This is a genomic window from Conexibacter stalactiti, from assembly GCF_033542075.1.
GTDB lineage: Bacteria > Actinomycetota > Thermoleophilia > Solirubrobacterales > Solirubrobacteraceae > Conexibacter > Conexibacter stalactiti.
On record NZ_JAWSTH010000054.1, the window covers coordinates 1 to 13,795 of the forward strand.

11 protein-coding genes are annotated in these 13,795 nt (G+C 71.2%); 8 read left to right on the forward strand and 3 right to left on the reverse strand.

The genetic code is table 11. The features are described 5' to 3' along the window. The coding region (locus tag R7226_RS18615) for a helix-turn-helix transcriptional regulator (RefSeq protein WP_318598746.1) at positions 1-2,021 on the forward strand (2,021 nt) is incomplete at its 5' end. A 453-nt stretch (positions 2,022-2,474) separates the two neighbouring features. Here the strand turns inward: R7226_RS18615 and R7226_RS18620 are convergent. After that, the gene (locus R7226_RS18620) at positions 2,475-3,536 is read right to left on the reverse strand and encodes a DNA topoisomerase IB (protein ID WP_318598747.1); all 1,062 of its coding nucleotides are present in this window, start codon (positions 3,534-3,536) and stop codon (positions 2,475-2,477) included. A gap of 64 nt (positions 3,537-3,600) precedes the next feature. Between R7226_RS18620 and R7226_RS18625 the strand changes: the two genes are divergently transcribed. Further along, positions 3,601-4,704, forward strand: a complete 1,104-nt coding sequence (locus R7226_RS18625) for a YihY/virulence factor BrkB family protein (RefSeq protein ID WP_318598748.1) — start codon at positions 3,601-3,603, stop codon at positions 4,702-4,704. Between the two features lie 102 nt (positions 4,705-4,806). Here R7226_RS18625 and R7226_RS18630 read toward each other — a convergent pair whose 3' ends face one another. Next, positions 4,807-5,790 carry an NAD-dependent epimerase/dehydratase family protein gene (locus R7226_RS18630; RefSeq protein WP_318598749.1) on the reverse strand — a complete coding sequence of 328 codons (984 nt, stop codon included), beginning with the start codon at positions 5,788-5,790 and terminating at the stop codon, positions 4,807-4,809. 64 nt (positions 5,791-5,854) lie between these two features. On the opposite strand from R7226_RS18630, the gene R7226_RS18635 reads away from it, so the two are divergent. The 6 genes from R7226_RS18635 (at position 5,855) to R7226_RS18660 (ending at position 13,330) form a co-directional block, all read left to right on the forward strand. After that, positions 5,855-7,228, forward strand: a complete 1,374-nt coding sequence (locus R7226_RS18635) for an MATE family efflux transporter (RefSeq protein ID WP_318598750.1) — start codon at positions 5,855-5,857, stop codon at positions 7,226-7,228. A gap of 422 nt (positions 7,229-7,650) precedes the next feature. Beyond that, on the forward strand, positions 7,651-9,081 hold the full coding sequence (locus R7226_RS18640) for an ABC transporter substrate-binding protein (protein WP_318598751.1): 1,431 nt from the start codon (positions 7,651-7,653) through the stop codon (positions 9,079-9,081). A gap of 13 nt (positions 9,082-9,094) precedes the next feature. Continuing rightward, complete coding sequence (locus R7226_RS18645; RefSeq protein WP_318598752.1) at positions 9,095-10,213, forward strand: ABC transporter permease; 1,119 nt, start codon at positions 9,095-9,097, stop codon at positions 10,211-10,213. Between the two features lie 2 nt (positions 10,214-10,215). After that, entirely contained in the window at positions 10,216-11,166 is a 951-nt protein-coding gene (locus R7226_RS18650; protein ID WP_318598753.1) for an ABC transporter permease, read from the forward strand. A gap of 8 nt (positions 11,167-11,174) precedes the next feature. Next, positions 11,175-12,224: an ABC transporter ATP-binding protein gene (locus R7226_RS18655; RefSeq protein WP_318598754.1), complete on the forward strand. Its 1,050-nt coding sequence runs from the start codon at positions 11,175-11,177 to the stop codon at positions 12,222-12,224. Beyond that, entirely contained in the window at positions 12,224-13,330 is a 1,107-nt protein-coding gene (locus R7226_RS18660) for an ABC transporter ATP-binding protein (RefSeq protein ID WP_318598755.1), read from the forward strand. Before R7226_RS18655 ends, R7226_RS18660 begins: the two co-directional genes overlap by 1 nt. Here R7226_RS18660 and R7226_RS18665 read toward each other — a convergent pair. Then, a complete protein-coding gene (locus R7226_RS18665; RefSeq protein WP_318598756.1) occupies positions 13,327-13,779 on the reverse strand; it encodes a hypothetical protein in 453 nt (150 codons plus the stop codon). The genes R7226_RS18660 and R7226_RS18665 overlap by 4 nt on opposite strands. Positions 13,780-13,795 lie beyond the last annotated feature (16 nt).

Consider the following 13,795-nt stretch of genomic DNA (forward strand, 5'->3'; position numbering starts at 1 on the left):
ACGCGACCGGCTCCGCCGACCTCGCCGCCGCGGTCGAGCGACGGCTGGCGGCGCCCGGCCCCGACGCGGTCGCGGTCGCGCGCGCCGCGGCGGTGCTCGGCGAGCGCGCGACGCGCGACGACCTCGCCGCGCTGGCGCGGCGGGAGCCGGCGGCGACGACGGTCGCCGCCGACCGCCTCGCGCGCGCCGACGTGCTCGAGCCGGGCGGCTGGACCTTCGTCCACCCGCTCGTGCGCGAGGCGGTGCAGGCGACGATCCCACCCGGCGAGCGGGCCGATCTGCACACCCGCGCCGCCGCTCGCCTGAGCGCGCGCGGCGCGCGCTTGGAGGAGGTCGCCGCGCACCTGCTCGCCTCCGAGCCGGGTGACTCCGCGGAGACGGTCAGCACGCTGCGCGCGGCCGCGCGGGTCGCGATCGCCGAGGGCGCGCCCGACACCGCCGTCGCGTACCTGCGGCGCGCGCTGCGCGAGCAGCCGGGGGAGACGGAGCGGGCGGGGCTGCTGCTGGAGCTGGGCGAGCTGGAGGTGCTGATCGGCGATCCGGCCGGCACCGCGCGGCTCGGCGAGGCGATCGCCGCCGGGCTGTCCGACGACGAAGTCGCGCGCGCCCGCTCGGCGCGCGCCCGCGTGCTGCTCTACACCGACCTTGACGACGCCGTCGCCGACCTGGAGGCGGCCGTCGAGCTGGCGCGCGAACCCCGCCTGCGGCTGCAGCTCGAGGCGACGCTGCTCGACGCGACCGCCTACGACACGTTGCTGCGGGAGCGGCGGTTGGAGCTGCTGACGGCGCCGGGCGAGCCCTCGCCGGTGCGCCTCGCGCACCGGATGATGGAGAGCGCCTACGGCTGCGCGCCGATCGAGCAGACGAGCGCGCTGGCGTGGCAGACCGTCGGCGGCGGGCAGCTGATAGACGCGCTCGGCACCGTCACGGCGACCTACAACCTCGCGGTGATCGCGCTGCGTCACGCGGAGCTGCGCGAGCTCGCCGACACGGCGCTGGCCGAGGGTGAGCGTGAGGCTCGGCGCACCGGCTCGCGCATGAGCGCCCTGCTGGTCGAGCACGCCCGCGCGATGTGGCACCTGACGTTCGGCTCGCTGACGGCGGGGGAGGCGTTTGCGCGCTCGGCCTTCGAGACGATGAGCGAGCTGCGGCTGGGGCTGCCGCTCGTCTCGACCGCGACGGCGCTGTCGGAGATCCTGCGCGAGCGCGGGGCGGTGGAGGAGGCGTCGGCGCGGCTGGAGGCGGTGCAGCTGCCGCCCGGCGCGGAGCGCACGATCGTCTACCCCGACTTCCTCTCGGCGCGCGCGATGGTGCGCTGGCAGCGCGGCGGGCGCGAGGTGGCCGAGGCCGACCTGCGCGAGGCGCGCGCGGTGCTGATCGCCGGCGGCTGGCGCGCGCCGCTGAAGTCGATGGCCTCGCTGCGCCTGATCCACCTGCTGGCCGAGCGCGGCGAGCGCGACGAGGCGCTCGCGCTGGCCGACGAGGAGGAGGCGATCGTGCGCGGGATCGGCACTCCGGGCGCGCTCGGGCTCGTGCTGCACGCGCGCGGGCTGGCGCTCGGCGGCGAGGAGGGGATCGAGCTGATGGGGGAGGCGGTCGCGTTGCTGGAGCAGAGCCCGCTGCTGCTGCAGACCGGCTGGGCGCAGCACGATCACGGCGCCGCGCTGCGCCGCGCCCGCCGGCGCGCGGATGCGCGCGAGCCGCTGCGCGCCGCGCTCGACCTCGGCCGTCGCATCGGCGCGACGCGCCTCGCCGACTCCGCGCGCGAGGAGCTGCTGGCCTCCGGTGCGCGGCCGCGGCGCGAGGCGCTGAGCGGTGTCGAGGCGCTGACGCCGAGCGAGCGCCGCGTCGCCGAGCTGGCCGCGCAGGGGATGACCAACCGCGACATCGTCGAGACGCTGTGGGTGACGCGCAAGACCGTCGAGCTGCACCTCGGCCACACGTACGCGAAGCTCGGCATCCGCTCCCGCGCCCAGCTCGCGGAGGCGCTGGGCGGCGAGGCAGCGGCGACGCAGAACTGACGCAATCCGCGCCCCACGTGGCGCAATTCGCCTGCCAGGCTTGCTCGATGGCGCGTCCAGCCCACGAGGACCGGAGAGTTTTGGTCGCTCAACGACCAAAACTCTCCGGTCCTCGCTCCGAGCGGCCGCCGCGGGGCTCGCTCACCCCGATACGCGCCTGGCCGCCCTCGCGCATCGCCAGCACGGCGTCGCCGCCCGCCGGCAGCTCGCCGCGCTGGGAGCCGGCGCGGTGTTGAGCCATCACGACGCTGCTGCGCTGCACGGGATCGTGCGCTTCACCTGGACCGACGTGACGCAGCGCCCCAGAGAAACCGCCGCGCACATCAGACGAGCGCTGGGGAGGAGGGCGGTGGCCTGATCGCGCGGCAGCGCAAGAGCCGCACGCACCCCGGCCGGTCCTCCCTCGATGGCCAAAGAAGCCTGCTGCCGTCACGCAGTGTGCGGGAGCGGCAGCTACCCGACCCGCTCCACCCGCTTCGAGTCCTCGTCCCCGGCGATCAGGTCGAGCACGGCGCGGCGGACCTGCTCGTCGACGGGGCGCTCCTCGACCGGCTCGCCGGGCACGGGCTCGGCCGGCTCCGCGAGCGCCTCGGCGATCGTCAGGCCCGACTGGAAGCGGTCGATCACGCGCGGGTCGACGTAGCTTCTGCGGCAGACGGCCGGGGTGTTGCCGAGGAAGGTCGCGACCTCTCTCACGGCCGCCGTCACGATCCGTCTGCGTGACGCCCGCGTGCGGGCCTGCTCGGCGCGCACGGCGAGCGCGACCGCCATCAGCGCGGTCGCGTTCCAGGTGCGGAAGTCCTTCGCGCTGAAGTCGCCGCCGGCCGCCTCCTTCAGATAGGCGTTGACGTCGTCGGCCTTCACGTCGACCCACCGCCGCCGCTCCTTGAAGGCGAGCAGCTCGGGGCCGCCGCCGCGCCGTCTCTTCAGCGCGCGGACGATCTCGCGCGCGTCCTCGTCGAGCACCTGCTGCACCCGCCGCAGCCCGTGCTTGGCCGGGTAGTCGAAGACGACGACGCCGTCCTCGACCCGCGCGTGCGATCTGCGCAGCGTCGTCAGCCCATAGGTCTCGTTCTGCTCCGCGTAGTCCTCGCTGCCGATGCGGAAGAAGCCGACGTCGAGCAGCCGCACGGCGCAGGCGAGCACGCGCACGCGGTCGACGGCGTCGCCGCGCAGGTCGTCCCTCACCCGTCGCCGCAACTGCGGCAGCGCGCGGGCGAAGGCGATCATCGCGTCGAACTTGGCAGCGTCACGGCGTCTGCGCCAGAGGTCGTGGTAGCGGTACTGCTTGCGGCCGGCGGTGTCGATCCCGGTCGCCTGGATGTGGCCGTAGGGATCGGCGCAGATCCACACGTCAGTCCAGGCCGGCGGGATCGCGAGCGCGCGGATGCGGTCGATCGTCGGCTCGTCCTCGATCCGTCTGCCGTCGGTGTCGAGATAGCTGAAGCCGCGGCCGCGTCGCAGCCGCGTGAGACCGGGATCAGACGCGGGGTCGACGCGACGGGTGCGTGCCATGCGCCCACGCTTCCCGGGATGGCGCCGCTTCACGCCGCGCCCGTGCTCCAGTAGAACTGGTCACGTGGACTTTCTCAGACCGGTGCGCGCCTTCGATCAGTTCCAGCGGCGCGTGCCCGCGCTCGGCTTCCCGATCGCGGTCGTGAAGAAGTTCTCCGACGACAAGGCCGGCCACCTCGCAGCGCTGATCGCCTACTACGGCTTCTTCTCGATCTTCCCGCTGCTGCTGGTGCTCGTGACCGTGCTCGGCTACGTGCTGGCCGGCAACCAGGAGTGGTACGACACGATCGTCGACTCGGCGGTCGGGCAGTTCCCCGTGATCGGCGAGGACATCCAGATCGGCGCGCTGAGAGGCGACACGACCGCGCTCGTGATCGGCATCGTCGCCGCCCTGTGGGCCGGCCTCGGCGTGACCGTCGCCGCGCAGCGGGCGATGGACGAGGTGTGGGACGTGCCGCATCGCGAGCGGCGCAACTTCTTCACCGCGCGCGCCCGTGGGCTGCTGGTGCTCGTCTGCCTCGGCGGCCTCAACATCTCGATCACGATCACCGTCGGCCTGATCGTCGGCGGGCTCGGCAGCTTCGGCGTGCGCGCGTCGGGCCTGGCGCTGACGCTGCTGCTCGACGTCTTCCTCTTCTGGGCCGTCTTCCGTCTGCTGACCACGCGCGAGGTCCCGACCCGGGACTTGCGGATCGGGATCGGGCTCGCGGCATTCGGTTGGGCGGTGCTGCAGACGGTCGGCACGATCTACGTCGATCGCGTCGTCAGTCGCGCGGGCGCGACCTACGGCTTCTTCGCGATCGTGATCGGCCTGCTGTCGTGGCTCTACCTCGGCGGCCAGATCCTGCTCTACGCCGCCGAGGCGAACGTCGTGCGCGTGCGCGCCCTGTGGCCGCGCGGGCTGCTGGACCCGGTCACCGCGGCCGACGTGAAGGCGATGCGGGCGCTGGCACGCGTCGAGGAGCGGACGGACGACGCGCGCGTCGAGATGACGTTCGCGTCGTCCAACGCGGCGTTACAACGCAGCCCGGCGGCCGCTGCCGCGGTAGCCGGTCAGGAAGATCACGAGCGCCACGATGCCGAGCACGAAGAGGATCGGGTTCACGATCACGCCGCCGGCGATGGCGATTACGAGCAGCACGATGCCAAGGATCAGCCACAGCATTGATGAGGTCCTTCCTCCGTAGGTGAATCCGCTGAACGAGCGGGCGATTCATTCCGCTGTCGTTCAGTCAGCTACCCGGGGTCAGCGGGCTTCATGCGAACTCCGTCAGATCAGGCCGCTCTCGGCCAGCCACGCCTCGGTGCGGCGCATCCCGTCCTCCAGCGTCACCGCCGGCTCGTAGCCGAGCAGCACGCGCGCCTTCGCGATCGAGTAGCCGCCGGTGCGGGCGAAGTAGCGCATCGAGACGGGGTTGACCTCCGACTCGACGCCGCGCAGGCGGTTGACGGCGGCGACCGCGGTCGCGCCCGCGAGCGCGACCGGCGTCGGCAGCAGCAGCGGCCCGCGCCGCCCGGCCCAGCGGTGGTGGTGGGCGAAGAACTCGCGGGTCGAGACCGTCAGTCCGCCGGCGAGCGTCAGCACCTGGCCGCTGGCGGCGGCAGCCCCCGCGGCGGCGGCGATCCCGTCGGCGAGGTCGTCGACGTAGACGGGGCTGAAGCGGCCGCGGCCCATCGCCGGCAGCGCGAAGCGACGGGCGCGGATCAGCTCCAGCGGCATCACGATCCACGGCCGCGAGCCGGGCCCGTAGACGTCGCCCGGCCGCACGATCGTGCAGGCCAGCTCGCCGCCGGCGTGGGCCTGCAGCACGACGTGCTCGCTGGCGATCTTGGTGTCGACGTACGGCGCGCCGTCGGGCCGCACCGGATGGCGCTCCTCGACGTCGGCGGGGAAGCCGAGGTCGGAGAAGGCGCGCACGGAGGAGAGGTGGAGGAAGCGCTCGGCGCTGCCGCGCGCCGCCGCGTCGAGCACGTTGCGCGTGCCGAGCACGTTGACGCGCCACGAGGCGTCGTGGCCCTGGGCGTTGGAGACGACCGCCGCGGTGTGCACGACGAGGTCGCAGCCGGCGGCGTGCTCCTGCCACGCCCCGGGCGCCGCGATGTCCCCCGCGACGATCCCGGCGGCGCGGTCGGCGACGTGGTCGACGCCCCGCACCTCGGCGCCGGCGGCGCGGTATCGCTGCGCCAGCGCAGCTCCGATGAAGCCGCGGGCGCCGGTCACGAAGACCCGCCGCGGCAGCGTCCAGCTCTCCATCGGCGCAACGTATTCGATCGCCGGGATGGCCGCGCCGGCCGCGTCGCTGCCACCATGCGCGGCCGTGCCTCGCTCCGCCCGACCCATCACGCGACCCGGCCTCCGCCGTCGCAACCCGCATGACCGCGAGCTGGTGCGGCTGGCGCTGCCCGCGCTTGGCGCGTTGGCGGCCGAGCCGCTCTACCTGCTCGCCGACACCGCGATCGTCGGCCACCTCGGCACGCCGCAGCTGGCGGCGCTGGGGATCGCCGGCGTCCTGCTGACGACGAGCTTCACGCTCTTCAACTTCCTCGCCTACGGGACGACGGCGCAGGTCGCGCGGCTGCACGGCGCCGGCGACGAGCGCGCGGCGGCCGCGATCGCCCCGCAGTCGCTGTGGCTGGCGAGCGCGATCGGCCTGCTGCTGCTGATCGCGGCGGAGGCGCTGGCGGTGCCGGCGGTCGCGCTGATGGGCGGGGAGGGGGCGACCGCCGACTACGCCGTCCAGTACCTGCGGATCGCAGCGATCGGCCTGCCGTTCGCGTTGATCGCGCTGGCCGGGCAGGGCTATCTGCGCGGGACGGCCGACCTGCGCACGCCGCTGCGGATCGTGATCGTGACCAACCTGCTGAACGTCGTGCTCGACCTGCTGTTCGTCTACGGCTTCGACTGGGGGCTGCGCGGCTCGGCGGCCGGCACGGCGATCGCGCAGGCGTGCATGGGCGGCGCCTTCGCCTGGCTGCTGCTGCGCGCGGGCGCGCGCTCGAGCCACCCGCTGCGGCCGCGGCGCCGCGCGATCGCCGGCCTGGCGCGGATAGGCGGCCACCTGTTCGTGCGCACGGCGGCGCTGACGGGCGCCTTCGCGGTCGCCAGCGCCGTGCTCGCGCGGGTCGGAACGGCGTCGCTGGGCGCGCATCAGATCGCCTTCCAGCTGTGGTCGTTCCTGGCGCTCGTGCTCGACGCGATCGCGATCGCCGCGCAGGTGATCGTCGGGCGCGCGCTCGGCGCCGGGGAAGGCCGCGAGGCGCAGGTCGCGGCGACGCGGATGATCTGGTGGTCGGTCGCTTTCGGCGCGCTCCTGGGCGCCATCATGTTCGCGCTCGGCGGCGTGCTGCCGCAGGCGTTCACCGACGATCCCGCCGTGATCGAGCGGACACGCGCCGTCTGGTGGCTGTTCGCGTTGATGCAGCCGGCGGCTGGCGCCGTCTTCGCGCTCGACGGGATCCTGATCGGGGCCGGCGACTCGCGCTTCCTGATGTGGTCGATGCTGGCGGCGGCGGTCGGTGTCTTCGTCCCGATCGCGCTGCTGTCGTTGGCGTTCGGTTGGGGAATCGTTGGCGTCTGGTGCGGGATCGTCGCGCTGATCGCCGCGCGCCTGGTGTTGACGGTGGCGCGGTTCGCGCGCGGCAGCTGGGTGAAAACTCTCACCCCCGAAACCGGTGGGGAGTACCCCGGATGAGGGTGCGCAAACCGTTCACACGCGCCCTAACAAAGCACAAACAATTCATCAACTGAACGGCAACTGGGTGTGCCTTGATCGACCTCACCCGGCGACTAGATTGGGCCGCCGCAGGAAAAGCTGGAGCTATACGACGAGGAGGCTCTTCCATGAGGTACTGGGCTCGGGCCCTGAGTGCGATGCTGGTCGCACTCGCGCTCGCAGTGACCGTCGCCGCGTGCGGCGGAGACGACGACGACGGCGGTTCCACGTCGGCGTCGACGTCGGCATCGACGACATCAGGGGGCGGTGCATCCGCCGAAGGTGCGAGACAGGGTGGCACTGCCACGGTGCTGATGGGCACCGCGCCCGACTATCTCGATCCACAGCTGGCGTACACGACCCAGGCGGTCGAAGCGCACTGGATCAGTTACACAGGCTTGTTGACGTACCGTCACGAGGAGGGTGAAGCCGGCACCGAGCTGATCCCCGGCCTCGCCGACGCGCTGCCGAGAATCTCCGATGACGGCCTGACGTACGACTTCACGCTCCGCAGAGGGCTCAGATACTCCAACGGAGCCCCCGTCAGAGCGACTGACTACCCGTACTCGATCATGCGCATGATCAGAGTGCCGTGGGGCGGCAGATCGTTCGTCACCAACTACGTCGAGGGCGCCCAGGAGTACGACGAGGGCAGAGCCGACAGCATCAGAGGCATCACCGCCGACGACAACAGCGGCAGAATCACGATCAGACTGAGAGAGCCCTACGGCGCCTTCTCCAACGTGCTCGCCTTCCCGGCGCTCGCGTTCGTGCCGAGAGGCACGCCGATGAGAAACCTCTCGGCCAGCCCGCCGCCCGGCGTCGGCCCCTACATGCTCGACGAGGTCGTCCCGAACCGCAGCTTCACGGTGAGAAGAAACCCGATCTTCGCCGACTTCAGAATCCCGGACATCCCGCTCGGCAACCTCGACGCGATAAGAGTGTCGATCGTCTCGAACACCAACTCCGAGGCGCAGCAGGTGCTCAACAACCAGGCTGACGTCTTCGACGCGGGTGACACGCTCCCGCCGGCGCTGCTGCCGCAGATCGAGAGCCAGGCGAGAGACCGCTTCGCGCGCAAGCCGGTGCCGTCGGTCTACTACTTCTTCCTCAACACGACGCGGCCGCCGTTCGACAACGAGAAGGCCCGCATCGCCGTCAACATGGCGATCGACCGCGAGGCGCTCGCGCGCATCGCGTCCGGCTTCCTCGAGACCGGCTGCTTCTTCATCCCGAGAGGGATCGTCGGCCACCCCGACAGCGAGTGCCCGTACGGCGACGAGCCGGACCTCGAGGGCGCGCAGAGAATGCTCAGAGAGGCCGGCCTGGAAGGCGCGCCCGTGACCGTCTGGGGTCAGGAGCGCAGCCCGCGCAAGGAGTACATCGACTACTACACCGACCTGCTCAACAGAATCGGCTTCAGAGCAGAGGAGAGAATCATCGCCGACACCGTCTACTTCCCGACGATCGGCAACGAGAGAACCGACCCGCAGACCGGCTACGCCAACTGGCTGCAGGACTTCCCGAACCCGTCGGACTTCTACCTGCTGATGGATGCGCGTTCGATCCAGCCGACGAACAACCAGAACTTCAGCAAGGTCGACGATCCGTTCATCCAGAGACAGCTGGAGAGACTGAACCCGGTTCCGGCGACGGAGCTGGACACGGTCGCGGCGGAGTGGCAGGCGCTCGACGAGTACACGGCAGAAAGAGCGTATGTGGCCGCGTTCGGCGGGCTGAGCGTGCCGAAGTTCTTCAGTGAGCGGATGAACTTCGACTCGGTCTTCCACCCGTTGTACTTCAACGACTGGTCGACGCTCTCACTCAAGTAGGAAGCTGACCCTCGTGGCCATCGATCCCGCCACGCCCGACACGACCGGCTCCGGCGCGATCCGCACGGCCAGCGGCGACTCTCCAGTCGCCGCTGAGCCGGGCGGGGGCGCGCCGTCCGCCGGCATCGGGCCGTACAGACTCGCGCTGCGCCGTCTGCGCCGCAACAAGGTCGCGCTCGCCTTCGGGGCGCTGTTCGTGCTCATCGTGGTCCTCTGCTTCTGCGCACCGTTGTACGCGGACCACGTCGCCCACACGGGGCCCAACGACAACCACGTGACGGACACGGTGACGGTCGGCGGGGAGGAGAAGGACGTCGTCTCCGTCAGCGGCCTGCCGATCGGGCCGACCTGGCAGGGCAGATTCCTGCTCGGAGCCGACCAGAACGGCCGCGACCTCGCGGTCCGCCTGCTGTACGGCGGCCGCAACTCGCTGGAGGTCGGCTTCGTCGCGACCTTCATCACGATGATCCTCGCCACGATCGTCGGGCTCGCCGCGGGCTTCTACCGCGGCGTCGTCGACGGCGTGCTGGCACGGATCCTCGATCTGATCTGGGCCTATCCGGTGGTGCTGCTCGGCATCGCGCTCGGCACGTCGCTGGCGCTGGGAGGGATCTCGATCGGGCCAATCGAGCTTTCAGGCAACTCGCTGCTGGTGCCGGCGGTGATCATCGGGGTGGTCTACATCCCGTACGTCGCCAAGCCGATCCGTGGCCAGGTGCTCGGCCTGCGCGAGAAGGAGTTCGTCGACGCCGCGCGCGTCCAGGGCGCCAGCTCGCTGCGGATCATGACGCGCGAGATCCTGCCGAACATCGCCTCGACGCTGGTCGTCTTCCTGCCGCTGATCGTCGCCAACGCGATCCTGCTGGAAGCCGCCCTGTCATATCTCGGCGCCGGCATCCAGCCGCCGAACCCGTCGTGGGGGACGATGATCTCCGACGGCATCCGGCTGATCCCGAGCGCGATCCACCTCACCTTCGTGCCGGGCGCGATGCTCGTGCTCGCGGTCCTCGGCATCAACGTCTTCGGCGACGGCGTGCGCGACGCGCTCGACCCGCGCGCCAGAGTGAAGATCGACGCGAAGGGCCAGGAGAAGTTCAGAGAGGACCCGATGGAGATCGCGGTGGAGCACTAGTCATGGTCCGGTTCGTCGTACGCCGACTGATCTCGATGGTGCTCGTGCTGTTCGCGATCTCCGTCCTGACCTTCCTGATCTTCCAGGCGATCCCCAACGGCGACCCCGCCGTGCGGATGGCCGGCCGCCTCGCCACGCCCGAGCAGGTCGAGCTGATTCGCGAGTCGTGGGGTTTCAACGACCCGCTCTGGCAGCAGTACCTGACGACGATGGAGAAGATCCTCTCGGGCGACGTGATCTCGTACACGCAGCAGCTCAACGTGATGGACCAGATCAAGCAGGCGCTGCCGGCGACGCTGTCGTTGGCAATCGGCGCCGGCATCATCTGGCTCTTCTTCGGCGTCGTCTTCGGCCTCTTCAGCGCGATCAAGGCCGGGCGCTTCACCGACCGCGCGCTGACCGTGCTGGCGCTGGTGGGCGTCTCGACGCCGGTCTTCCTGCTCGGCGCCGTCGCGCTCTACTTCCTCGCGTTCAAGCTGACGATCTTCCCCAACGGCGGCTACGTGCCGCTGACGGAGGATCCGATCGACTGGCTCTACCACATGATCCTGCCGTGGGCGGTGCTGTCGGTGCTGTTCATCGGCGTCTACTCGCGGATCCTGCGCTCCAACGTGCTCGACACGATGAGCGAGGACTACGTGCGCACAGCGCGCGCGAAGGGACTGAGCGAGAAACGCGTGATGGTGCGGCACGTGCTGCGCAACTCGATGATCCCGATCATCTCGCTGTGGAGCCTCGATTTCGCCGCCGTGCTCGGCGGCGGCGCGATCCTGACCGAGTCGGTCTTCAACCTTCACGGCGTGGGCCAGTACGCCGCCGACGCGATCCAGCAGCTCGACGTGCCTCCCGTGCTCGTCGTGGTGATGCTCGGCGCCTCGGCCGTCGTCGTGCTGAGCGCGCTGACCGACGTGCTGTTCGCCTTCCTCGACCCCCGCATCCGACTGACGGGCTGATACCTCGAATGACCGAACCCGAACGCCTGTTGGACGTCGAGAACCTGCGCGTCTCCTTCCGCACGGAGGAGGGCCTCGTGCAGGCCGTCGACGACGTCTCCTTCCACGTCGACCGCGGCGAGGTGCTCGCGATCGTCGGCGAGTCCGGATCCGGCAAGACCGTCACCGGCATGTCGCTGATGGGCCTCAACCGCTCCGCCAACTCGAGATACGAGGGCAGAGCGACACTGAGAGGCCGCGACCTGCTGGCCGCCAGTGACGCCGACCTGCGCAAGATCCGCGGCAGCGAGATCGCGATGATCTTCCAGGACCCGATGACGGCGCTCAACCCGGTCCAGCGGATCGGCCACCAGATCGTCGAGCAGATCCGCGCGCACGAGGACCTCACGAAGGCGCAGGCGCTCGATCGCGCCGTAGAGCTGATGGAGCGCGTCGGCGTGCCGCGCGCGAAGGAGCGGCTGCGCTCCTATCCGCACGAGTTCTCCGGCGGCATGCGTCAGCGCGTGATGATCGCGATGGCGCTCTCCTGCTCGCCGGAGCTGCTGATCGCCGACGAGCCGACGACCGCGCTCGACGTCACGATCCAGGCGCAGATCCTGATCGAGCTCGACCAGCTGCGGCGCGAGACGAACGCCGGCGTGATCCTCGTGACGCACGACCTCGGCGTCGTCGCCGACATCGCCGACCGCGTCGCCGTCATGTACGGCGGGCGGATCGTCGAGCAGGGCACGCTCGACGAGCTGTTCTACGACCCGCAGCACCCGTACACGTGGGGCCTGCTCGGCTCGATCACGCGGATCGACCGCGACAAGCCCGGCCGCCTGCCGGCGATCGCCGGCCTGCCGCCGTCGCTGCTCGATCCGCCGCGCGGCTGCCACTTCCGGCCGCGCTGCCCGCACGAGTTCGAGCAGTGCGTCGAGGTGCCGAAGCTGGAGGTGCGCGATCCCTCCAAGCCCGGCCACTGCGATCGCTGCTGGCTGTCGATCGAGGAGAAGCGCAGGCTGCGCACCGTCGACGGCGACTTCGGGCTGGCGGCGAAGAAGCAGGCGGTGGCCTGATGGCGGATCCACTCCTGTCAGTCGAGCATCTGCAGCTCTACTTCCCGATCAAGCGCGGCGTGATCGTCGATCGCACGATCGGCAACGTGCACGCCGTCGACGACGTCTCGCTGGCGCTCGAAGAGGGCGAGACGCTCGGCATCGTCGGCGAGTCCGGCTGCGGCAAGACGACGCTGTCGCGCTCGATCGTGCGGCTCGTCGAGCCGACCGGCGGCGCGATCAGATTCCGCGGCAGAGACATCACGAGAGCAGGCCGCAAGGAGCTGCAGCCGGTCCGCAGAGAGCTGCAGATGGTCTTCCAGGACCCGCAGGCGTCGCTGAACCCCCGCAAGCGCGTCGGGCAGATCGTCGGCGCGCCGCTGAACCTCCACGGCGTCTCCGCGAAGCAGGTCGACAGACGCGTGCGCGAGCTGCTCGGCCGCGTCGGGCTCAACCCCGAGCATGTCAACCGCTTCCCGCACGAGTTCTCGGGCGGCCAGCGGCAGCGGATCGGGATCGCGCGGGCGCTCGCGACCGAGCCGAAGCTGATCATGCTCGACGAGCCGGTCTCGGCGCTCGACGTCTCGATCCAGGCGCAGGTGATCAACCTGCTCGACGACCTCCAGGACGACTTCGGCCTCTCGTACATCTTCGTCGCCCACGACCTGTCGGTCGTGCGCCACGTCTCGGACCGGATCGCCGTCATGTACCTCGGCAAGATCGTCGAGTCCTCGCCGTCGGAGGAGCTGTACACGAAGCCGATCCATCCCTATACGGTCGGCCTCTTGGGGGCGATCCCGATCCCCGACCCGAGGCAGAACCGCGCGCGCCGGCGGCTGGTCGTCAGCGGCGAGCCGCCGAACCCGATCGATCCGCCGAGCGGCTGCCGCTTCCGCACCCGCTGCCCGCGCGCGACCGACGTCTGCGCCCAGGTCGAGCCGCAGCTGACCGAGTACGGCAGCGGCCACGTGGCGGCGTGCCACCATCCGCTCAACGTGACCGCGGAGGAGATCGCGGCCTCGAGACGCTCGCCGCTGAGCCCGCTCGGCTCAGGCGAGGAGCGCCCGGACCTCGTCATCGGCACCGACGAGGCCGCCGCGGCCGTCGGCGACCACAACCTGCGCTAGAGCACCGCGCGCGCGACCGCTGTGGCCGTCGCGCGCGGCTGCGAGCCCGTCACGACGGTGACGGTCACGAGCCGTCTGCCGTCGGTCGCGCTCAGCTCGCGCGGCGCCGCCACCCACGCGGCACCGACGCCGACCCCGCCGATCTCGACCGGCAGCTCCGCGCGCCGGTCGCCGAGGTGCGCCTGCGCCCGCTCGACGACGCCGCGGCTGAAGCGCGTGAGCGCCTGCGGGGCGCTGTCGACGGTCACGCGCACGGCCGTCGCGGGCGTGCCGGCGGCGCGATAGGTGCAGGTCAGCACGCTCGGCGCGCGGTCCTCGAGATGGCTGCGCGCACCGTCGCCGAGGACCGCCGCGATCGCCCGTGGGCAGGGGGATCTCGCGATCTTCCGCGGCTGCTCGCCGCCGCCGCAGCCGGCGCTCGCGAGGAGCGCCGCCGCGACAGCCGCCACGCCGAAATGTGAGAGA